The organism is Alteromonas sp. AWQ4_252 (genome assembly GCF_056158205.1).
In genome coordinates this window covers 3,502,858-3,524,032 of the sequence record NZ_JBSWSV010000001.1, presented here as the reverse complement: position 1 = coordinate 3,524,032, position 21,175 = coordinate 3,502,858, and the positions used below count along the sequence as shown (strand labels likewise).

The window sequence follows — 21,175 nt, the reverse complement described above, 5'->3', positions numbered from 1 at the left end:
CTTGAGCTTTTTATTGTATAAAAAATAAACGGGTGTGTAATCATTTCATTTTCAAGTGTTGAGGGCAAAAGCATTGCTTTTGTTAACAACTGATTTAGTCTGCGATTTTCTATTGCTCAGACACGTAAAGCTGCTTGAGCTGGTTATACTGCCGCTATTGCTACAATAGCGCCAAGCTCATTATTATTTAATGCTAATGATAAACAGAGTCTAAACTTTTTTTATAAGGGCGTTATCCCTTGGGGAGTTCACGAATCTTAATTCGGCCTAAAGTCGGAACAATTTTGTAAGAATATGGAAGAGCTTATACGGTATGATAAAAATATATCTATTTCGCCCCGAACTACGAGGCGAAATTTTTTTGTTTGTTAGAAATGATAGGTCCCTGTTATACCGAATGTTCTTGGCTCGCCCATCGCAACGGTAGGCAAGCGGTTAAAATCACCCAAAAACAGTGTGCTGCCCGCGATAAGCGGTGTGTCATTATCAAACAGATTTCTTACCCAAAAAGAAGCTTCCCATTTTTCTGAGGTAACGCCTAAGCTTGTATTTACAACAGTGCGTGCGCCGACGTAATCGAGTGCGTCGTGATTGGACCCCTTCTTCTTCGACTCATAACGTCCGTCAATCCGTGCGAAAAGTTCCATTTCAGCAGTGAGTTGCGTGCGGTAAATCATTTGCGCATTAAAAGTGTGTTTAGACATACGCGGTAATTGCTGACCATTAAGAGATACCGAATCAATACCGTCGACTAAACCTACTATCGAGGCAAGGTTGCCGTCCTCTGCATCTGTAAATTTTGCGTCTGCCAAGGCATAACCAAATCCTGTTTCAAGCTGATCGTTCAACACGCCGGCAACTTCCAATTCAAAACCTCTTGAACGTCCTTCGCCTGCATTCTGAACTGTGAATACTGTAGTGCCTTCAATTTGGGAAGAGGTTTGAATGCCTTCCATTTCTACATCAAAGATTGCAGTATTTACTCGCAGACGTTGATCAAACCAGTCTGATTTCATACCAATCTCGTATGTCCAGTTGCTCTCTTCATCATAGGATTCGAATTCTTCTGGCAGTGCAGCGTTAGGCGCATTAAAACCACCTGATTTTACGCCTTGGGCAATCGAACCATAGAACAGGATATCTGGCGTCATCTGATAATCCACAGAGGCCCGTGGTGTAACAAACGTCCAGTCCTGTTCCTGGTCCCTTGCTGTTACTGGATCTACCAGACTTTTCGTTTCTTCTGTGAAGCGGAGTTCACCGCGAATTGTCCACTCGTCACTGAGTGAATAATTTAAAGAGCCGTAGACTGCTGCTGTTTCAGTGCGGTTGGTGCCGTCGCCTGTAAGTCCGCCATAATTAACTAGTTCATCAAACAGATTTGACGGAAATCCACCGGATAAATCGGTGAATGGTGCGAAGAATGAAACTGCAGTTTGATCCTCTTCAAGGCTGGAGTCGTCAATACCGAACCAGGAACGTACTTCGCGTTTAAGTTCGTAATAACTAGCACCGACTAACCATTGCAATGGGCTGTTATCGGTATTGTGCAGACGTAGTTCCTGGCTCCATTCGGCATGACGCTGATTACCAAAAGCTACGTAAGAGGGCAGAGTAACGAAACCGGAGAAATCCGACAGCCAGTAGTTAGTACCTTCAAGCTGACGATCCTGATCGGTAACGGCTGACATTTCCATATAGTTGTAACCGGTAATGGATGTTAGGCGGGTTGTCTTAAAATCGTAAGTCATATTCAGGCTGGTCCGGCTCAACATCCGGTCACCACGCGGTGCTACAGTGGTAAATGTCCAGATTTCCGAGTCGTCACGGTCCAGTGATGGTACCTCACCGCAGTAACGCTGAAATGTATAGCCTTCCGGAAATATAGCGGAAGTGGGCGCCTGACAGTTACCGTCTATAATGGCCTGCGCATTAACGTCAATTTTATCTACAGAATAGTATGTGTTCAGGTTAGCCTCGAAGTTTTCAATACCATCGTACCGCAGTGAACCGCTGTAAAAATTAGACTTGTAGCCTCCAATGTCGGAACCGTCGTTAGTGTTTTCGTAACCCCCATCCCAGTCATCGTAGGTCATATTCGCTCGGTAATAGAGCCCTTCCGCAATGGGGCCTGTTACCATCAGAGAGGTCTTTACTTTACCGTAATTTCCCACAGTGGCACTGACTCTAGACTCGAAAACGTCGCTGGCTTTGCGAGTTATAAAGTTAATTGCACCCGCATAGCTATTGCGACCATACAATGCGCCCTGAGGGCCTTTAACAACCTCAATTCGTTCCAGATCGAGCAAGCTCGAATCCAGACCGTCTCGACCGGATACATATACGCCATCGATAAATATAGACGTATTGTTTTCGTCATCACTACGGGAAACCTGTGCCAGACCGCGAATGGTCGGGGTGGTATATACTTTCCCAGGGTATCCGTCCATCTGCAGGCCTGCAATCATATGTGTAATATCCCGCAGATCTTCCAGTCCGGCTTGTTCAATATCAGCACCGGTGAGTGCAGTAACGGCTAGCGGAATTTCCTGAATACTTTCCTCAACCTGCCGGGATGTGACGGTAATTTTTTCTATAGTATCGTTGGCTAATACCATGGAGTGTAGTGAGCTTGTTGCTATTGCAACTGCCACAGTCAATTTATTAAGCTTCATTAAAATTTTCCCTCTATCACTTGCTTTTTATTGGTTTACGTTCGGGTGATTCCCAGAGGAAACTACGCCGATTTTTAACGCCAACAATACGCAGGCAGAAGCGATATGATTATTATATTAACGCTAATGACATATTGTCATGTCTATTAAGCATAATGATTGTCTTTTGTGCAAGTGATTTTCGTAATTTTGTATAGTTTTTTGTTTTAACTTAATGATATTATTTCTTTTTTATAAGTAACAACAAGCTCTGATATCCTTAAAAAAGAAATTTATCTTGTTAGTTTTGTTTTATTACATTAAGACGCCTTTAACTAGACAATCACTATTTGGATAAAGAACAATTCTATGTATTCATACCCAAATTTATCCATGGCACTAAGCTTGGCGTTCTGAGGAAATTCGCCCTGTGGCACAGCCAGAGCCAGGTTGGGTAATAAACGCATCTATCATCTTTACTGGTATTCGTATGAACAGGCTTGCAAAGCAGATATATTGATTGTGTTAATGAAAACGTATCTGGTACAATCAGTTTGACAATAAAAAGTACATTCAGGCGAGTCAAATGATCTATAAAGCCCAGAGTCCTGCAGGTTTTGCCGAGGAATACATCGTTGAGTCTATTTGGAGTGGCAGGTTTCCACCAGGCACTATTTTGCCCGCCGAGCGTGAGCTGTCTGAACTCATTGGTGTCACCAGGACAACACTTAGAGAAGTGTTGCAACGCTTAGCCAGAGACGGCTGGCTTACCATTCAGCATGGAAAACCCACCAAAGTTAATAACTTCTGGGAAACCTGTGGCCTGAATATTCTGGAAACGCTAGCAAGATTAGATCAAGCAGGTATTCCTGAATTGGTTGACAACCTACTCGCTGCCAGAACGAATTTAAGTGCGGTATTTATCCGTGCCGCTATCAGAAATAACCCAGACGCGTCGATTGAAATCATTTCCAGATATAAAACGTTGGAAGAAGACGGCAAAGTGTTTGCCCAGTTTGATTACCAGCTTAATCACGACCTTGCGCTAGCGAGCGGGAATAAAGTTTTTGTGTTGATGATGAATGGATTCCGAGGCTTGTATTCCCGTATCGGAGGGTACTATTTCGCAGACCAGGCAGCTCGGGATGTAGCCAAAAACTTCTACAGTAAATTACTTGCCGTAGCAGAAAACGGTGAATACGAAAAAGTCCCCAATGTGATCCGCGAATACGGTATTGAATCGGGTAAAGTATGGGAACAAATTCGCGAAGATATGCCGAAAGACTTGGTTGATTAAAAGAATCTATAGTGAAAAAGAGGCTGTTAGCCTCTTTTTTTGTGCCCGTTATTTGTCGTTCACATTTTTCCTCTCATTCTCCTATTCTCACTTTTTAAGTACCCGTTTTAAATATTGCTTTTGCGTTGAGGTTAACTGTAGTAGGTTAATATTTGAACTATTGGATACTGGCAACGGAGGCGATATGAACCCTGTAGGTTGGTTTGAGATTTATGTTGATGATTTACCAAGGGCCACCGCATTTTATGAGCAGGTGTTTCAAGTTACATTAGAAGAAATCACTGATCCAAGTGAGAGTGGTGTACATATGCTGGGGTTTCCCTCAGACATGGCTTCATACGGAAGCAGCGGCGCACTAGTCAAAATGACTGACATGAAAGCTGGGGCGAATAGTACGTTGGTGTACTTTTCCTGTGACGACTGTGCCGTTGAACTGGCGCGGGCCAAAGAAACAGGTACCACAATATTACGGGAGAAGTTTTCCATCGGACAGTATGGTTTTATCGCGCTATTACATGACACGGAAGGGAATATGATAGGCCTGCACTCGTTAAAATAACTCTTTCCTGTTTTATTCTGCCCGCAGAGAATAAAAGGCTACTTCTTCCAAGCAGTCTGATTGCGTTTGTCTGCGAAAAAGTCTGAAGGCTCCCAAAAAGCTGGTATGACCTGGTCTAAATCGTCTTCATTAAAGTTTTTAGTCAGTTGACTCATAATTTCAATCAGACGTGAGCGGTCTATTCTCATCAGTTTTTGTTTGGCCGAAGTAAAGAAAAGGTTGCGATCTTTAGGTATGATTTCGTCTTTACCGTTTGTCACAAAAGTGAGATTTCGGGTTACGATTCGACAAACCGGACTAGCAGGCTTTGCTGGGTTTAGTTGCGAAACAATGGCGTACTCGTACTGGTCTTTTTCAATACCTTTTTCATTGACTGGTATAAAGCTCACGCCGAAACCTTGTGGGAAGTAACCAACCAAGTTAACAAAATGTTCTGCAAGCCGACTATTTACGTTTCCTCGCTTAGCCATTTGTTCAATAATCATATACCCCTTAGGAAGATCCAGGCGGCTATAACCAGGCTTGGTCGATAATACGATGGAAGCATAGACTTGAGGAATTTTTATTATATCCCCAATGCCCGAGCGGCCCGTAAATGTATCCTGAACAAGATCCAGCAAAAACGCTTCAGTGTTTTTAACAGCGGCTTCATCTGTGCCGTCTTCATCGGGAGACGCCAGTGATATTCCATTTTTTATAAAAGTAAGCGTGGCCTGATAGTTAGTTTTTAGGAGTGCTTTTCTGTCAGTGTCCTCTAGCATACGATAGGGATCTTTGCGTTTATCCTCGCCGTTCAAAATAACAATGGCGTCCGGGTGGTGTAAACCAATATCCTGTAAAACTGCGGCTACAATAACAGGTACTGCAATGCGTTCTTGCCATTCATGTTTAAGGTTGTCGTTATTGTACCGGTCTGCAAGATGGGCAGAGTTACTCAAGTAAGTATTTGTTAAAGCACCATCTTTGAGTAGTTTATCCATAAGACGCAAGGACAATACTGCTTTATAAAGTGGCTTAAGGCGCTGATGGAGCTTTTGATAACTACTGCTGTTCCCACGTGTCATCATTACTACACTGCCCAGAAATTTAGCACTATTTTGCTGGGTTTCTTCCCACGTATCGCCTTCAGTCAGTAACAGTAAACGCTCGACAACATCCCGGATAATCTTTTGTCTTTCAAAGTGTTCGCTGTGTAACCGCTCAAGAATGTCGTCATACTTTTTTTTTAAAGCCAGAATATCTTTATCTTCAACCTGACTTTTTGCCATTGCCCGTAATTCAGAAGCCAGTTCAGTCGCGTGATTTTTCATCGGAGGCGTTAACGTAAAGTAGCGTTTAGCATACATAACGACTGATGAGATCCCTGTATCTGCAGGCTCAACTAAATCAATAAGTTGTTTTATCTGATGTACATACTGACTATCAGCTTGGATAGGCTTACGATTCACTGTTTTCCTTGAACGGCAATAATAATACCGTAATTGAAATTATTGTTGTGCTTCGTCCAAGGCTCAGCCTTCAAGGCACACTAATACTAACTAATGTAGACAAACACTAGTAATATATCCTATTTAATTTAGTATTTCTTTCAATAATATCAAAGTTTTCAACGAACTCTATTAGCACTTTTTTATTGCTAGAAACCGTTTGTCATATTCCTTGTTTGTGTGAGAAGAGGGACGATGTCGATAATTAGGCTGTTAACCTTTCATCTGACGCGTCTCGAACGCACTCTTGGCTGTGCGTTTTATTCGTCATACCCCTTGTAATCACCTGCCCTGAAGAGACGATTCTCTGAGTGACTGACCCTGAATAACTCATGTTGTTATATCCAGTCAGAAAGTCAGACCCTGCTTCAATTCCCATTCTGTAATCGTGTCTGAGCTCTTCATCCGTACTTCCTAATAACTTACTTTGTAGCCGGGAAGGTGCAAAAATTTGAGTGACAGTAACATCATCCGGAGGACTAGCCATAAAGGCTAATTCTCTTTGGTAAGCGCGTTCGTGTTGCAGCAAATAATCTATGGTCTTCGGACAATGGCCTGCTGTGCACAAAAGGCCGCTTAAACGAGCCAACCAGGCAGACTGAGCCTGAAAACCCGTATCTACTGTTCTAATGACAACTATGTGTCTCGCGCCCCGATTGTAGGCTTCCATCACGGGAAGTGGTGCTGCAAGACCACCATCAAGGAAATAGTCGGTTTGAGCCGCAGCCTTATTACTATGACTAATCGATAAGGGCACGCCTTGTTTGTAAAGCAAAGGCAGCGCACTGGAAGCTTTAATTAAATCAACCCAGGCGTGGTTACTTTTGAGCGGATTAAAATAATATGCTTTTCTGTCTCTGACATTAGTTGCCGTAAACAGAATTTCTCGGTGGTTTACGTTTTTTGTCGCGGTGTCAAAATCTAATTTGCGCTTGGCTTCCTGGGTTTTTTCGAAATACCAATCTAAATCGACAATATGCTTACCAACCAGACCTCTGCCCATATGAAAAAAACGTTTGTGACGGGTTAAACCACGAATTAATCGCTTGGCATAACCTGGCTGGCGAGCCACAAAGCTGGTTAGGTTTTGTGAGCCTGCTGATGTGCCGATAAGAATGTTGAACGGATCAAAATCCCGAGCCAACCAGGTGTCCAGGACGCCAGCGGTAAAAATGCCGCGCTGTCCACCACCTTCTGCCACCAAAGCCGTTTTTACTTCTTTTTTCCCGGAAGTTGAAATCGACGATACTGCCTTGTATTGGTGGGACATAATATACCTCTTTTTGACAAATATATTGTGACTACCGTGATTAAGCCTAAAGTGATCACACAGTACAGGAAAACGGGAAATAGCAATCGTCGCCATAGAGAAAAACGAACGTTAAAAAGGCACCAAAGAGAGGTAATAAGAGTGTTTTAAAATTGTTAAATTTCTTTTCATTTATCACGAGTTTGATAGACTGGTAAGAGGAGTTGCTTTTTCTGTTGAGTCGGGCAGTGAGAACAAAATTCGATTATGTAGTCATTGGGGCTGGCTCAGCCGGGGCAGTCATGGCAAGCAGGCTTTCTGAAAACCCTACAGTTAATGTATGTTTATTGGAAGCTGGTGGTAAAGACACTAACCCGTGTATTCACGTGCCATTTGGTTTAGCGCTACTCAGTCGCTTTAAAAGTCTTAACTGGGGCTATCACACTATTGCGCAAAAAGCCTTGAACAATCGATCACTTTTCTGGCCTCGGGGAAAAACCCTTGGAGGCAGTAGTTCGTTGAATGCCATGTGTTATATCCGCGGGCAGAAACAGGATTATGACCGATGGCAAGCGATGGGTGCAGAAGGTTGGTCATTTGAAGATGTGCTGCCCTGGTTCAAAAAGTCAGAAGATTTTTATGGTAAAGAAGATGAGTTTCACGGTGTTGATGGGCCTCTTCGGGTTGAAGCGTTAAAACATAAAGATCCGTTGTCCCAGTGTTTTGTAAACGCGTCGAGCTACGTTGGGTTGCCAAATCGCGCCGATTTTAATCGGGATGATCGCGAAGGGCTGGGCTTCTATGATGTGACTCAAAAAGATGGGCGTCGTTGGTCTACGGCTCAGGCTTACTTAAATCCAGCCTTGAACAGACCAAATCTCACAGTTATCACTCATGCGGTTGCAGAAAAAATACTGTTGAATAACGGGCGTGCTGAAGGGGTTGAGGCACGGATAAAAGACAAACAGTGTCGAATTCTGGCGTCTCGAGAAGTCGTGCTATGTGGTGGCGCAATTAATTCTCCTCACCTTCTAATGTTATCAGGTATTGGACCGAAAGATTCGCTGCAAGATAAGGGGGTGACGGTGCGAAAAGTCCTTCCGGGTGTGGGGGCCAATTTACAGGACCACTTAGATGCCATCGTACAATATCAGAGTATAAAACCAGCCGGTTATGGGGTCGCCATTTCTGCGACACCAAAGTATATCAGCGCATCAGCTAAATATGTCTTTGGACGTAATGGACTGTTGTCGTCTAATATCGCAGAAGCTGGAGGATTCGCCAGTTCCAGCCTTGCAGCAAAAGGAGAGCCAGATATTCAGTTTCATTTTCTACCTGCGATACTGGCAGATCACGGGAGGCAATTGGTATACGGGTATGGTTTTGGCGTTCACGTGTGTTGCTTGTACCCTAAAAGCCGGGGCGCTGTTCAGCTGCAAAGTAAAGATCCCACCGTTAAACCCCTGATTGCGCCTAACTATCTCTGCAATGAGGATGATCTTAGGGTTTTAGTCGATGGTGTGAAGTTAGCGCAGAAAATTGTAGGTAGTGCTTCGTTTGACGGGTATCGCGGTAAACAAGTTGCGCCTGCAACTGAAACAGACAGTGATGATGCTATTGAGGACTTTATACGAGAGGAAGCCCAGAGCATTTATCATCCTGTCGGGACCTGCAAAATGGGAAGGCGTGATGACCCAATGGCGGTTGTTGATAACCGCTGTAAAGTAATAGGTATAGACGGGTTACGGGTGGTTGATGCGTCGGTCATGCCATCACTTATTGGCGGTAACACAAATGCTCCTACGATTATGATCGCAGAAAGAGTTGCGGATTTTATTGCTAGTGAATAGCGCTTAATTGCAAAGCGCTGTTGCGCTGATCTAAATGAAAATCGAAACGACGTAGTATATTCATTCCCAAAAGCCCGTCAGTGCCCTCCAGGGTATTTGGCGGCATCACCATGATGGCCACGTTTTGTAATGCGTAGGGACCAAATGTCACGTTTTCCAACAACATCATGGTTGCCTCTACCGGGCCTCCTGCCGTGTTCACAGTAAACTTACCCATGTTTTTCATGCCTCCATTGGCACGTAAGCGTTTGTAAACGTCAAAAGTCACGCTGGTGACAGATGCCCCTGTATCAATGAGAAGCGCTGTGTTGTAATTGTTAAGAGATATGGGGGCTAAAAAATGGTCGCCCTGACGTGTCACTTCCATAGCGTAGGCATCTGCTGAGACCCGATTTTCTCTTTTTGGTTCGTGAACAGGGGCGGTGGCCGTTGTTGTATAAGCGGTTTCTCTGATGCGCAGCGCGTCCATGTCGTCTTCAGGTAATGATGCTAGTACGCTTTCCATCAAAGTTAGCTTATCTTGGTTTGCATAGGCTTCTGCGAGCTGAACGACAAGCACGCGTTCGTCCGGCAGGAATTGGTACAGGGGCTCGATAAATACTGCCAGCGTTTCCCAGTCTCCGGCACGGCGTAGTCTTTGAATTGCCTCTGTGAGTAAAAGGTTGATCGTTTCATTGATAGACTTGTTTAACGCAAAGGGCGGTCGTTTCTCAAGAATTTTGTAGTACTGAATTATGGCATCGCTAAGCGTTGACTCACGTTTAACCCATTCAGCTTCAAGGAGTAGCAAATCCCAGTTGTCAGGGTAGGTGCGAAGCGCCTCCGACAGGGCACTGTAAAAACGTGGGTCGTTATTGGTAAACCATGTTTGCAGCCTCGCGGAGAGAGTGGAAAGTGTCAGCTCTGTAGCGGCTTCATAGTTGTCTGATGAAGTCGTTGACTCATCTGTACTTTCTAAATCACTGATACGAGGATCTGTGATACGTTCTGTGACTCTCTCTATCTTGTCGTCCGCGGGAATATTGTGTAGCTGATAAAACAGCCACCCGTTTAAGGTAATAGAGATAGCTAAGAAAGACGTCAGCATCGCTTTCATAAGTCACTCACTGCATTGCCGTAAATATGCTTAAATGTGTCGGGCATTCTTGTTGGCGCACCGCTTTGCAGCGATACACAGACAAACTGTGTGTGGGCAGAAAATACGGTTTTTAATCGGCGGGTGCAAACGAATTGAAATTCGCGGGTGAGCCGTATGGCTTTGTGACAGCCGGTGATCCATGTTGCACAGGCGAGCGTGTCGCCCAAATGAGCGGGAAGTAAGTAATCGAGCTCGTGGCGACGAATAACCATACCTTTGCCAGCTTGTTGGTAATCACTAAACTGTAAACCTAAATGATTGCTGTGCTTCCATGCCAGAGATTCAACACGGGCGAGGTATGCGACGTTATTCACATGCTGGTAGTGATCTATATCTTGTTCACTAATCTGCCAAGGATCCACAAACGGTTCAGGCCGCCGCCATGTTATATGGGTTTGAATACAATCGGGCATGAAAAGTGGAATTCCTGATCTGCAGTGAAACATGATGAAAGCAGTTTGCCATTAGTTGCTCATTGCGGGCAAGCCCGGTTATCGAGCAAAGTATTGTGATAATCCTGTTTTCAAGCCGATTGCCTGATACTTCGCCAATGTTGGTAATGGACAGTAGGTTTACCGGGTGACATCGCAATTGGCTTTATCGTTATTGAGTTGTTCTGGTAATTGGCTTTTTGATACTATGCCGCTTCTGTAAACGTTGCAGTTTCTTCTTTCACGCCCTTATGGAAAAAATTTAATTGTAAATGAATGCCGTAGAACCGATTAATTTCGACGCCAACCAATTCGCAGGTGGCGACAACGACCCAGACGTAGATAGATTAATTGCACTGTTCCATCGCGTTTTTTTCGAGCGATACAACACTCGGTTAATTCGCGGAGACAATGAGCCTGTATATATACCAGCAAATCAATCTACGCCTTATCACCAAATAGTTTTTGCCCATGGCTTTTACGCCAGTGCATTACATGAAATTGCTCACTGGTGCATCGCTGGCCCCGGGAGGCGACTGCAAGAAGACTACGGCTATTGGTATTGCCCTGATGGAAGGGACGCAAAACAACAACAGGCATTTGAACAGGTTGAAGTAAAACCCCAGGCGTTAGAGTGGGCGTTTACATTGGCGTCTGGTCGACGATTTCGCGTTAGCACCGACAACCTAAATGGCGCAGAGCCAGACAGAGAAAGTTTTACCCGTGCAGTTCACAATCAATTGCTAGCTTATTGCGATAAAGGCTTTCCCATACGAGCACAAATGTTGTTAACAGCGCTTTATGCCACCTTTCAGACCCCACAAATAACGCGAACAATGGCACTGGGTTTATGACTATATTTAGACTAGGTCTGGTGGTGAATCCGTATTCAGGAATTGGTGGTGCGCTTGCGCTTAAAGGCAGTGATGGTGAAGCTATCCGATCTCAGGCCCTCGCGGCAGGAGCCGAGTTACAAGCGGAAAAGAAAATGGCGCGGGCGCTCCAAAAATTAGTGCCTCAACAAGCAAAAATTCACATCTATACCGCTGCGGGCTCCATGGGGGAAGATGTTGCCCGGTCACTTGGTTTTTCTTATAGCCTGGTGTATACGCCGCATCATTCACAAACCGAAGCTGAAGATACTGAAGCTGCGGTACGCGCAATGCGTGAAGTTGGCGTTGACCTGTTGTTGTTCGCCGGAGGCGATGGTACAGCCAGAAATGTATGCAAAGTGATAGAAAACACCTTGCCAGTGCTCGGCGTACCTGCCGGATGCAAAATTCACTCTGGGGTGTATGCGGTGACCCCGCCTGCGGCAGGAGAAGTAGTCGCTAAGATGGTCAATGGGGAGCTGGTAAGTGAGGTTGACGCCGAAGTTCGGGATATCGACGAAACCGCTTTTCGTTCGGGCAAGGTATTGGCCAAACCCTTTGGTGAGATGCGAGTACCCAATGACCTTGAGTACGTACAGGCAGTAAAAATGGGAGGCAAGGAAAGCGACGAGCTCGTACTTGATGATATTGCTGCCTATATCCAGGACATCATGGAAGACGAACCGGACACCTTCTTTGTCATGGGCTCGGGTTCGACAGTTGCCGGTGTTATGGCGTTGCAGCAATTTGAAAACACGTTGCTTGGTGTCGATGTGGTAAAGGGAGGTGAGGTAATAGCCTCAGACGTGACGGCGCGTCAGCTTGTAGAAATGACGGCAAATAGACCATGTAAGCTGGTTATTACTTTAATCGGCGGTCAGGGACACATTTTCGGGCGAGGGAATCAGCAGTTATCACCGCCTTTTCTACGACACTTGAGCAAAGAAGATATGTTAATAGTGGCGACGAAAGCAAAGTTACAGGCACTGGAAGGTCGACCATTGCGGTTAGACACTGGTGACGCTGAACTGGATGCCGCTTTGACAGGCTATTTTTCAGTTATTACCGGCTACCGGGATAAAGTCCTGTATCCGGCAATGTGACAGGAGCAAAATATATGCATTATCCAGCGGCGGCCTCTACCGCTTTTATCGACTACATTGGGCAGATTGAATCAGCCTTGGACAGCGTGGTAGATCATGGTAGCGATGAGGAGCTGTTTATTGCTAGTTATTTGCAAGGGCATTTCGCCGTTATTGCGAGACAGCAGGAAATGGATGCCGACGCTTCTCTAGCACGTCTTGATGAAGCCATGATGGGAAGTCTGACTTCTGCTTTTGAGAACAAAGAGCTGGATGACGCAGATCAACAAAACGTCACGGCATTGTGGCAACGCCTTCTTTCCTCAGTAAGTCAAAATTAGTGAAAAGGCGGCATTGAATTGCCGCTTTTTTTCTTTTTATATCATTAAGCGTGGCTATTTCGCCATATCCACGACATTTCCTTGACGTCATCATGTGGTATGAAAATTGCGATGCAAACCAGTATTCATGTTTTATTACTGGAATTGAGCTGGCGATATGATCCACAAACAAGAGAAGATGGGAAGCTGGGCTACGGCAGCCTTTTTGACAGCATGCACACTATCTGGCTGTGCCAGCGAACCTCCTGCGACCGTTATGCAGCAAGAAAATATGGCGTTACCCGCTCTGGGGAATATGGAGTACCACACGTATGTGCTGGCTAACGAGTTATTTGCTCAGCTTAGACCTTCCCGCCAGGCAAAATACGCAGTGGTGGGTTTCGTTCCTGCAGATTCCCTTGCGTTCTCCCCACAAAACCAGGACCCACTTATGATGCTGGGTCATCAACTTGAAGAAGGTTTAATCACAGAAGCAACAAAGCGCGGTTATACCACTCAAGAGTTTAAAATGACGGACGATATAATTATCAGTGAGTCATCAGACCGGGTACTTACCCGGGATATTGAAAAGCTTCCTGGTATTGAGCGAGTAGATTTTTATATTACGGGTACCATTGTTCGACAGCAAGCGGGTGCCATGGTTAACGCCAGAGTCGTAAATGCCAGAACGAAAGACGTGGTTGCTGCCGCGACCCGTTTCTTTCCGGAAGGGTTGTTCTGGAATGCGGAAAAAGTTACGTCGCGCAGTGGACGTCTGTACAGAGTAAAAGGGTAGGGCTATGACAATGCAATTTCAGTCGAAAGGGTTAGCGATAGTAATGGCAGCATTACTCTTGTCGGGCTGTGCTATGTGGCAGGAAGAGTCAGCAGATCGTGATGTACTGCAACCGGCAGAACCGGTAATGAATGTTATGGATATCCGGGCGGAAGAACGAGCGCCTGTTATGGCTGAGGCTGATGACGAGCCCGATAACTTCGGCGCGGTGGCACAGCCACAATTGTACAGTAGTGTGCAAGGTGCTTATCAAGGTCGGCCATTGACCAAGCATGTTGGAGATTACGTCAAGAATATGGCGCAGGATCTCATATCCAACATGGAGTATGTGACAAATAAAACTCCGGTGGCGGTTACCAACTTTGCTATGCTCGATTCCGATTTGCAGGAAACGAATTTGCTTGGTCATCAAATGGCGGAATCCTTTATCCATGAACTTCACAAATACCGTATTCCCGTGGTTGACTACAAAGCAACAGATTACATTCGGGTGACCGAGCAAGGTGACTTCCTGCTAAGCCGTGATTACCTCGATTTAAACAGTAGTCTGCCTATTGAGTATGTATTAACGGGGACTATGGCAAAGCACCAGGGCGGTGTATTAGTGAATGCGCGTATATTGGGTATAGAAAGTCGGGCAGTGGTAGCATCAGCACAGTTGCTTATTCCCTTTTATGTGGTAGATGCGCTGATTCCTAGTGACAGTAATGGTAAAGGCGGCATAAGGGATGGCGTTAAGCTGACTCGAGGGTAGTACCATGATCAAACTTCAATCATACCTTTTGGCTTTGCCATTTCTGACACTGCTTTGTGGTTGTCAGGCCCTGGATAACCAATTTCATGCCGTGATGGGTGACAACGATAATTCCCAAAGTAGTACAAAGACGCCCATAATGACAGAGTCAATGGCAAAGCGGGGGTTGTCATATCAGCCTGATTCGCAGGACCGTCTCAACGCTACACAGGCCCCAGTGCAAGGTAACTGGCAAGACCCACTAACTACAGGTTATCATCCTGATAGCACCCATAAAGGGCTGATCGATTATGCATCACAGCTTGCTATGCAACTGATGGATAATGCGAGTGCCATGAGTCATAAAGATCTCATTGGCGTTACCAGTTTTGTCCGTTTAAACCGTTCTCTTCAGGAGCCTACGGTTATGGGCAATCAACTGTCTGAGTTATTAATTGCGGAACTCCAGCAATATGGGCTTGGCGTAGTAGACTTTAAGGTGACTGACGACTTAGTCATTACACCATATGGTGACGTAGCTATGGGCAGAAGTGGAGAAAAGTTAGCGAGACAAATGCACATGGACCACATCCTGACTGGCACACTCATTGAGGAATCTCGTGGCGTGCGAGTAAATGCGAGGATCGTTTCGACACAAAATAAACAAGTCGTGGCCAGTTCCAGTTTGTTGATCCCCGCGTTCATCGTGACACAACTAAACAGTCCGGCATTAGCCGTCCGAAATAGTAAAGAGTTAGACTAAAGGCTATATAGCTATTTGGTTATTTCTCTCTATACTTAATGGGTGAGTTTAAAATGTTGTTAGCTTCAGACTAGTCTACTTGTTGCGATTAACCATCTCCATCAAGAGTAGTCTGAAGCGCTTCCCCCCTTATACATCCTCTTATTACAAACCTTAGTGGCGATACTGCCTGCAAAAGCGATTCACTTAAAGGCAATGGCGTATGCGTAAGTTGTGCTGCCAGTATTTCTGCCATTAATGGAGCGGTAGTTAGGCCTCGAGAGCCAAGCCCCGTGAGCGTATATATTCGGCTGTTCAAAATGATAGGCTGTGAACTAAGAGGTTTGCCGACACCAAGGGCTTGGTATCGATGGACTAGCGTAGATGCAGGCAGAACCTGGCCCACTGCGGGCTGGTGGTCGGGTAGTGCAAGACGGACTGCAGCCCTGGCACTACCATCGTGAATAAGTTTTTGCAGCCAACCTGCGTTAGGAAGGGCGCGATAGTGGGTAGATAAATTTGTTTCTGTATCTTCATTTCTGACATCCTGCCCCAAATCATTCTTAGTATAGGTTGAGCCAAGTGCATGCCGGTCAGCGACCGCTGGTGTCATATATCCTTTGTGACATAACACTGTTTTTAATTTCGTCGTTTCCCGATTGGCAGGAATTGCTTCTACCTGGCCTCTTACCGGACGCATAGGGAGACAATTTAACACATCTAACTCAACAGAGCCTGCCCCGGTGGCAATGATAACGTAGTCAAAGGTTTCGTTTCCTTTATCTGTGGTTACCCGAACCCGGTTTTCATCCAGTGTGACATCCACTACCGGGGAGTCATATCGAACCTCGATCAAATCTTCCGTTTCGCCTAGGATGGCATGAACCAACTGCGGGGGAGAAATCCAACCGCCCAGAGGAATATACAAACTCGTGCTATCAACAGGAAGACCTGCCATTTCATTGGTGGCTTTTTCATTAAGGGGGTGAATCAATGACGCAGGCCAGATATTGTTAGCAATGAGCTTTTCCTGACGGAGCTGTACCTTATCATTAAAATTCAACTGCAATACACCGCACCAGTCATGGTCAAAAGGCTTGGTCAGGTTGTCGTAATAACGTCTTGCGAAGGCGAAGCTTTGCGCCTGTAGTAAGCTGGCATGACTGGCTTCACTGTGAAGCTGGGGGTAAAAACCTCCCCTTGGATTGCCGGATGCCCCTAAAGCCAGTTCGCTGTCTGCACAAATCAATGTACTGGCTATGCCGTGCCTGGCAAGAGCGCGAGCGGTCATCACGGCAGCTATTCCGCCGCCGATAATTGCCACGCGATCGTGCTTTGTCACGGGGTCGCCAGTGAATCGCGCATAGGGAGGTGCACACAGTGGTGAAGGCCCGCCATCATACATGCCGCATAACATGTCACGTTTACGGCCAAAACCATTGCGCTTTTCTATGGTAAAGCCTGCGCTTTTTAATCCGCGCTTTACTACGCCCGCTGCCGTAAATGTGCCGAAAGTTCCACCTTTTCGTGTTACCCGTCCCATTTGTGAAAATAATGCGTCAGTCCACATGTCAGGGTTTTTGCTTGGCGCGAAACCATCGAGAAACCAGGCATCTATTAGCCCGTCTTCAGGAACATGCCATTGTGGCAATACGCCGTGGACATCACCTATCCATAAATCCAGCGTCGTTGAATAGGAGTCAAAATGCAATCTGTGACAACCTTCAATGGCAATTGGATATTGTGCTATAAGCTGTGAGGCTGGTTCTGCCAGAACGGTAAAACCGGAAAGGGCCTGTTGTAAGTCTGGCTTGTTTAGCGGAAACCTTTCAGTAGTTAAAATGAACAGCTGTCTAAGAGGGTGACCTGGGTTTTGTTCGCGAAACTGACGAAATGCATCCATTACCACTAAGCAGTTTAAGCCGGTGCCAAAGCCAGTTTCAGCGATAACAAAAAAACAACGGGTATGGCTTAGCCAGCGCTCAGGTAAATCGTTACCGGCTATGAATACATGGCGGGTTTCATCGATGCCGCTGTCGTTTGAAAAATAAACGTCATCAAAATGATCGGCAACAGGTGTACCCTGCTCATTGAAATGGACTTGTGCGTGCTGTGGTTTCACTAATCTAATTGGGTCAGTCTGTGGTTGGGTGATAATACCTTGCATGGTACAGTGAGCAAAGTTAACGATGTGTTGTTCGCTGCATTATTGAACGCAGTTGAACATAACATCGATTATTTATGCGGTAGTGTTAACCAAGGGCTACCATAAGGTTTAATAATTACAAAAAGAGCAGACCAGTTGAGCGGTGAAAATCGTTAACATATGCCCCAATAATCTAAAGGGTACACTATGAGAAGAGCAGTTATTACCGGTTTGGGTATTGTTTCCAGTATCGGTATCAATCAGCAGGAAGTGCTGGCGTCGTTGCGCGCCGGTAAATCAGGTATTACATTTTCTGAACAATTCGCGGAGATGAAATTACGCAGTCAGGTTTGGGGCAATATAGACATCGACTTGTCAGAACATATTGATCGCAAAGTGATGCGCTTCATGGGTGATGCTGCTGCGTATGCTTATGTTGCTATGCAGCAAGCTATCGACGATTCGGGCCTGGAAGAAAAAGATATTTCTAATGAACGCACAGGCATCATCGCCGGTTCAGGCGGTGCGAGTTCCATGAATCAGGTGCTATCCGCTGATATTTTACGGGAGAAAGGCGTAAAGCGTATGGGCCCCTACATGGTTCCTCGCTGTATGGCATCAACCGTTTCGGCGTGTTTGGCGACGCCGTTTAAAATTAAAGGCGTGAACTATTCAATTGCTTCAGCTTGTGCAACCAGCGCACACTGTATTGGAAACGCATTAGAACTCATTCAGTTGGGCAAACAGGATGTGGTGTTTGCAGGTGGTGGCGAAGAACTGCACTGGACTCTGTCCAGCCAGTTTGATGCAATGGGTGCATTATCGTCTAAGTACAATGATAACCCGTCAGTTGCATCGCGTACTTATGACGCTAACCGGGATGGGTTTGTAAGCTCTGGCGGTGGCGGTATGGTGGTTGTCGAAGAGCTTGAACACGCTCTCGCTCGTGGCGCTACTATCTATGGTGAAGTCGTTGGCTATGGTGCAACATCTGATGGTCATGACATGGTTGCGCCCTCGGGCGAAGGTGCTGTGCGTTGTATGAAGATGGCAATGCAGAATGTTGAAGGGCCCATCGACTATCTGAATACCCACGGCACGTCTACACCCGTTGGAGATGTAAAAGAGTTAGCGGCAATTCAGGAAGTATTTGGCTCGTCAGGCGTTCCTATAAGTGCTACTAAATCACTGACTGGTCACGCTCTTGGAGCGGCCGGTGTAAATGAAGCTATTTACAGCCTGCTAATGATGAAAAACAACTTTATCGCGCCCTCTATAAACGTGGAAACACTTGATGAGGCTGCCGCTGGGCTGGATATCGTCACCGAAACAAGGGAAGCGACGTTGAACACTATTATGTCCAACAGCTTTGGCTTTGGTGGCACCAATGCCACATTGGTGATGCAGCGTTACAACGACTAGTTGCGTAACTCTGGCGTTTTAAATTCTAAGGCCCGCGAAACATTCGGTGTTCGCGGGCTTTTTTGTTTTTTGTGAAATACTGACGCATCCAGTATTATACGCGCCAAATCCATCCTGCACGGTGTGTTATATGTCACGAATTCTATTTGAAGAAAGTATTCCGCAAGGTATGGCGTATTTTTCACAAATTGGTGAGGCGGCCTCTTTTCACGGGCCATCACTTAACGCTGATAACTTAAAAGATGTCGATTACCTGGCTGTCAGGTCCACAACTCACGTAGACGACAAACTTCTGGCTAAGGCGTCAGCGCTTAAGCTGGTTACAACAGCAACTGCTGGAACGAATCATCTGGATAAAACTGCTTTGAAAGACAGAGGGATCCCATGGCGTTCCGCTGGTGGTTGCAATGCCGTTGCCGTTGCTGAGTATGTGATTAGCGTGCTAATGAATGCACATAAAGCTGGAAAAATGGATTTGAGCCGCATTACCGTGGGCGTCGTTGGCGCAGGTCATGTGGGAACGGCGCTTACAGAAAAGTTACGGGCACTTGATATCGCTTTTAAGCTGTGCGATCCGCCGTTACAGGAACAGGGAGACTCCAGGCATTTCGTCGATATGGACGAGATCATGGCCTGTGATGTGATTACCCTGCATGTTCCGTTTGTGGAAAATGGCCCCCATAGCACCTTTCATCTCATCAATGACGTTCGATTAGCTCAGATGAACGGTTCTCAGTTGCTTATTAACGCTTGTCGCGGAGAGGTCATTGACGAGCAGGCGCTGGTAGCGCGTCTGGCTAAAGCAAATGCCCCTGACCTGGTTCTGGATGTGTACTGGCATGAACCGGAAGTAAACCCGTCTTTGTTGCCCCTTGCCTGGCTAGCCACTCCGCACATAGCGGGGCATACAATAGAAGGTAAACTCAGGGGCACGCAAATGGCATATGAGCATATTTGTGAAGCAATGAATAAGCCTGTTGCGCTTTCACTGGATGATTTTCTCAGCCAACCTCCGGCCCGTCGCTTTATGCCAGTAAATGCTACGGCGGAAGCAATGGATTGGGACGAGCTTACAACACTATTACTCAGCGTATACGACATTACGCGAGACGATAGTTTATTTAGAAAAAATACCAGCCCCAAGGGATTTTTGGCGCTAAGGAAACATTATCCGCAGCGTAGAGAAAATGCAGCGCATGTGCTACGTCTGGCGTCGCCAGTATCAGCGGGAATAACCCGACAACTCAGTGAATTGGGATTTACCCTCGAATTAATCTAGGCGGTTGAAAGCCATATTTCAGCCGACGTTTTTGGAGAATAGAATTATGTCTCAAGCGTTTAATGTGGCCGTTTTGGGAGCCACTGGTTTAGTTGGTCAAGCCATGATCGAATTGCTCGAAGACCGTCAGTTTCCGGTGGGTGAATTGTTTGCCCTTGCCAGTGAACGTTCCGCGGGCACAACAATTCATTTCAAAGGGGAAGACGTGGAAGTTCTCAATGCAGATGACTTCGACTGGGCTCAAGTGCAGTTGGCGTTCTTTTCTGCCGGTGGTGAAGTTTCTGCTCATTTTGCCCCATTGGCAGCTGAGGCTGGTTGTATTGTGATCGACAACACATCCACATTTCGCAACGAACCTGATGTGCCCTTGGTTATCCCGGAAGTGAACGGCTTCGCGTTGGCTGAGTTTCGCAATCGCAATATCATTGCTAATCCGAATTGCTCTACGATACAAATGTTAATGGCGTTAAAACCTATTCATGAGGCAGCGGGTATTGAGCGTATCAACGTCAGCACTTACCAATCAGTGTCCGGGGCAGGAAAATCTGCCATGGAAGAATTGGCCCTGCAGACGGCTAATTTATTGAATACTCGCCCAGTCAACCACGAGGCCTTTAGCCGTCAAATTGCCTTCAATTGTATACCTCAAATCGATGAGTTCACTGACAACGACTACACTAAAGAAGAAATGAAAATGGTGTGGGAAACACAGAAGATATTATGTGACAGCAGTGTAATGGTAAATGCCACTGCGGTGAGAGTGCCGGTTTTTTACGGTCATGGCGAATCGATTCATCTGGAAACCCGTATGCCTATTGATGCTGAGCAAGTTCGTCAACTACTTGCTTCCGCACCGGGTGTTAAAGTGTACGAAGCCCGCGAAGAGTTTCCGACCCAGGTATCCAGTGCAAGTGGCAACGATTGGGTACACGTAGGCCGAATTCGCGATGATATTTCCCACCCGAGTGGGTTAAATTTATGGGTCGTATCGGACAATGTGCGCAAAGGAGCGGCAACGAACAGTATTCAAATTGCCGAGGCGCTGATAAAGGATTACCTATAACTTTGATTTAAGGAAAGCGTAAACAAATCCTCAAGTCGGCCGATAAATACTGTTA

Annotated in this window: 19 protein-coding genes; 12 read left to right on the top strand and 7 right to left on the bottom strand. The window is 46.0% G+C overall.

Annotated features, from left to right (window positions below; all coding sequences use genetic code 11):
- Nucleotides 1–368 precede the first annotated feature (368 nt).
- The gene (locus ACXACM_RS15450; protein WP_474822848.1) at nt 369–2,675 is read right to left on the bottom strand and encodes a TonB-dependent receptor; all 2,307 of its coding nucleotides are present in this window, start codon (nt 2,673–2,675) and stop codon (nt 369–371) included.
- Nucleotides 2,676–2,989: 314 nt separating this feature from the next.
- Nucleotides 2,990–3,121 carry a hypothetical protein gene (locus ACXACM_RS15445; RefSeq protein ID WP_474822847.1) on the bottom strand — a complete coding sequence of 44 codons (132 nt, stop codon included), beginning with the start codon at nt 3,119–3,121 and terminating at the stop codon, nt 2,990–2,992.
- A gap of 119 nt (nt 3,122–3,240) precedes the next feature.
- On the opposite strand from ACXACM_RS15445, the gene fadR reads away from it, so the two are divergent.
- Nucleotides 3,241–3,951 (top strand): fatty acid metabolism transcriptional regulator FadR, encoded by a 711-nt coding sequence (fadR, locus tag ACXACM_RS15440; protein WP_474822845.1) that lies wholly within the window; start codon nt 3,241–3,243, stop codon nt 3,949–3,951.
- Nucleotides 3,952–4,135: 184 nt separating this feature from the next.
- The gene (locus ACXACM_RS15435; RefSeq protein WP_474822844.1) at nt 4,136–4,510 is read left to right on the top strand and encodes a VOC family protein; all 375 of its coding nucleotides are present in this window, start codon (nt 4,136–4,138) and stop codon (nt 4,508–4,510) included.
- A gap of 38 nt (nt 4,511–4,548) precedes the next feature.
- Here ACXACM_RS15435 and ACXACM_RS15430 read toward each other — a convergent pair whose 3' ends face one another.
- Both ACXACM_RS15430 and ACXACM_RS15425 read right to left on the bottom strand, forming a co-directional pair.
- Entirely contained in the window at nt 4,549–5,958 is a 1,410-nt protein-coding gene (locus tag ACXACM_RS15430) for a hypothetical protein (RefSeq protein WP_474822843.1), read from the bottom strand.
- A gap of 244 nt (nt 5,959–6,202) precedes the next feature.
- Nucleotides 6,203–7,267: a patatin-like phospholipase family protein gene (locus ACXACM_RS15425; RefSeq protein WP_474822841.1), complete on the bottom strand. Its 1,065-nt coding sequence runs from the start codon at nt 7,265–7,267 to the stop codon at nt 6,203–6,205.
- Nucleotides 7,268–7,482: 215 nt separating this feature from the next.
- Between ACXACM_RS15425 and ACXACM_RS15420 the strand changes: the two genes are divergently transcribed.
- Entirely contained in the window at nt 7,483–9,096 is a 1,614-nt protein-coding gene (locus ACXACM_RS15420; protein WP_474822840.1) for a GMC family oxidoreductase, read from the top strand.
- On the opposite strand, the gene ACXACM_RS15415 is transcribed toward ACXACM_RS15420, so the two are convergent.
- Nucleotides 9,086–10,192: a retropepsin-like aspartic protease family protein gene (locus tag ACXACM_RS15415; RefSeq protein WP_474822838.1), complete on the bottom strand. Its 1,107-nt coding sequence runs from the start codon at nt 10,190–10,192 to the stop codon at nt 9,086–9,088. The genes ACXACM_RS15420 and ACXACM_RS15415 overlap by 11 nt on opposite strands.
- A complete protein-coding gene (locus ACXACM_RS15410; RefSeq protein WP_474822836.1) occupies nt 10,189–10,647 on the bottom strand; it encodes an acyl-CoA thioesterase in 459 nt (152 codons plus the stop codon). Before ACXACM_RS15410 ends, ACXACM_RS15415 begins: the two co-directional genes overlap by 4 nt.
- Before the next feature lie 290 nt (nt 10,648–10,937).
- Between ACXACM_RS15410 and ACXACM_RS15405 the strand changes: the two genes are divergently transcribed.
- The 6 genes from ACXACM_RS15405 to ACXACM_RS15380 all read left to right on the top strand — a co-directional run bounded on the left by ACXACM_RS15405 (nt 10,938) and on the right by ACXACM_RS15380 (nt 15,231).
- Nucleotides 10,938–11,519, top strand: coding sequence for an elongation factor P hydroxylase (locus ACXACM_RS15405; protein WP_474822835.1), 582 nt, complete (start codon nt 10,938–10,940; stop codon nt 11,517–11,519).
- Nucleotides 11,516–12,640 (top strand): ATP-NAD kinase family protein, encoded by a 1,125-nt coding sequence (locus ACXACM_RS15400; RefSeq protein WP_474822834.1) that lies wholly within the window; start codon nt 11,516–11,518, stop codon nt 12,638–12,640. Before ACXACM_RS15405 ends, ACXACM_RS15400 begins: the two co-directional genes overlap by 4 nt.
- A 14-nt stretch (nt 12,641–12,654) precedes the next feature.
- Nucleotides 12,655–12,960, top strand: a complete 306-nt coding sequence (locus ACXACM_RS15395; RefSeq protein WP_474822832.1) for a YfcL family protein — start codon at nt 12,655–12,657, stop codon at nt 12,958–12,960.
- Nucleotides 12,961–13,117: 157 nt separating this feature from the next.
- The gene (locus ACXACM_RS15390; protein ID WP_474822830.1) at nt 13,118–13,735 is read left to right on the top strand and encodes a FlgO family outer membrane protein; all 618 of its coding nucleotides are present in this window, start codon (nt 13,118–13,120) and stop codon (nt 13,733–13,735) included.
- A gap of 4 nt (nt 13,736–13,739) precedes the next feature.
- Complete coding sequence (locus ACXACM_RS15385) at nt 13,740–14,489, top strand: FlgO family outer membrane protein (protein ID WP_474822828.1); 750 nt, start codon at nt 13,740–13,742, stop codon at nt 14,487–14,489.
- A gap of 4 nt (nt 14,490–14,493) precedes the next feature.
- Nucleotides 14,494–15,231 carry a FlgO family outer membrane protein gene (locus ACXACM_RS15380; RefSeq protein WP_474822827.1) on the top strand — a complete coding sequence of 246 codons (738 nt, stop codon included), beginning with the start codon at nt 14,494–14,496 and terminating at the stop codon, nt 15,229–15,231.
- Nucleotides 15,232–15,319: 88 nt separating this feature from the next.
- On the opposite strand, the gene mnmC is transcribed toward ACXACM_RS15380, so the two are convergent.
- Nucleotides 15,320–17,332, bottom strand: coding sequence for a bifunctional tRNA (5-methylaminomethyl-2-thiouridine)(34)-methyltransferase MnmC2/FAD-dependent 5-carboxymethylaminomethyl-2-thiouridine(34) oxidoreductase MnmC1 (gene mnmC, locus ACXACM_RS15375; protein WP_474822826.1), 2,013 nt, complete (start codon nt 17,330–17,332; stop codon nt 15,320–15,322).
- Between the two features lie 231 nt (nt 17,333–17,563).
- On the opposite strand from mnmC, the gene fabB reads away from it, so the two are divergent.
- The 3 genes from fabB to ACXACM_RS15360 all read left to right on the top strand — a co-directional run bounded on the left by fabB (nt 17,564) and on the right by ACXACM_RS15360 (nt 21,120).
- Nucleotides 17,564–18,778 (top strand): beta-ketoacyl-ACP synthase I, encoded by a 1,215-nt coding sequence (fabB, locus tag ACXACM_RS15370; RefSeq protein WP_474822824.1) that lies wholly within the window; start codon nt 17,564–17,566, stop codon nt 18,776–18,778.
- Between the two features lie 130 nt (nt 18,779–18,908).
- Complete coding sequence (locus ACXACM_RS15365) at nt 18,909–20,057, top strand: 4-phosphoerythronate dehydrogenase (RefSeq protein ID WP_474822823.1); 1,149 nt, start codon at nt 18,909–18,911, stop codon at nt 20,055–20,057.
- A 46-nt stretch (nt 20,058–20,103) separates the two neighbouring features.
- Nucleotides 20,104–21,120: an aspartate-semialdehyde dehydrogenase gene (locus ACXACM_RS15360; RefSeq protein WP_474822822.1), complete on the top strand. Its 1,017-nt coding sequence runs from the start codon at nt 20,104–20,106 to the stop codon at nt 21,118–21,120.
- Nucleotides 21,121–21,175 lie beyond the last annotated feature (55 nt).

Coding starts and splice junctions, on each gene's coding strand:
- ACXACM_RS15450 (WP_474822848.1), bottom strand. CDS start 2,675: ATGAAGCTTAATAAATTGACTGTGGCAGTTGCAATAGCAACAAGCTCA.
- ACXACM_RS15445 (WP_474822847.1), bottom strand. CDS start 3,121: ATGCGTTTATTACCCAACCTGGCTCTGGCTGTGCCACAGGGCGAATTT.
- fadR (WP_474822845.1), top strand. CDS start 3,241: ATGATCTATAAAGCCCAGAGTCCTGCAGGTTTTGCCGAGGAATACATC.
- ACXACM_RS15435 (WP_474822844.1), top strand. CDS start 4,136: ATGAACCCTGTAGGTTGGTTTGAGATTTATGTTGATGATTTACCAAGG.
- ACXACM_RS15425 (WP_474822841.1), bottom strand. CDS start 7,267: ATGTCCCACCAATACAAGGCAGTATCGTCGATTTCAACTTCCGGGAAA.
- ACXACM_RS15415 (WP_474822838.1), bottom strand. CDS start 10,192: ATGAAAGCGATGCTGACGTCTTTCTTAGCTATCTCTATTACCTTAAAC.
- ACXACM_RS15410 (WP_474822836.1), bottom strand. CDS start 10,647: ATGCCCGATTGTATTCAAACCCATATAACATGGCGGCGGCCTGAACCG.
- ACXACM_RS15405 (WP_474822835.1), top strand. CDS start 10,938: ATGAATGCCGTAGAACCGATTAATTTCGACGCCAACCAATTCGCAGGT.
- ACXACM_RS15400 (WP_474822834.1), top strand. CDS start 11,516: ATGACTATATTTAGACTAGGTCTGGTGGTGAATCCGTATTCAGGAATT.
- ACXACM_RS15395 (WP_474822832.1), top strand. CDS start 12,655: ATGCATTATCCAGCGGCGGCCTCTACCGCTTTTATCGACTACATTGGG.
- ACXACM_RS15390 (WP_474822830.1), top strand. CDS start 13,118: ATGATCCACAAACAAGAGAAGATGGGAAGCTGGGCTACGGCAGCCTTT.
- ACXACM_RS15385 (WP_474822828.1), top strand. CDS start 13,740: ATGACAATGCAATTTCAGTCGAAAGGGTTAGCGATAGTAATGGCAGCA.
- ACXACM_RS15380 (WP_474822827.1), top strand. CDS start 14,494: ATGATCAAACTTCAATCATACCTTTTGGCTTTGCCATTTCTGACACTG.
- fabB (WP_474822824.1), top strand. CDS start 17,564: ATGAGAAGAGCAGTTATTACCGGTTTGGGTATTGTTTCCAGTATCGGT.
- ACXACM_RS15365 (WP_474822823.1), top strand. CDS start 18,909: ATGTCACGAATTCTATTTGAAGAAAGTATTCCGCAAGGTATGGCGTAT.
- ACXACM_RS15360 (WP_474822822.1), top strand. CDS start 20,104: ATGTCTCAAGCGTTTAATGTGGCCGTTTTGGGAGCCACTGGTTTAGTT.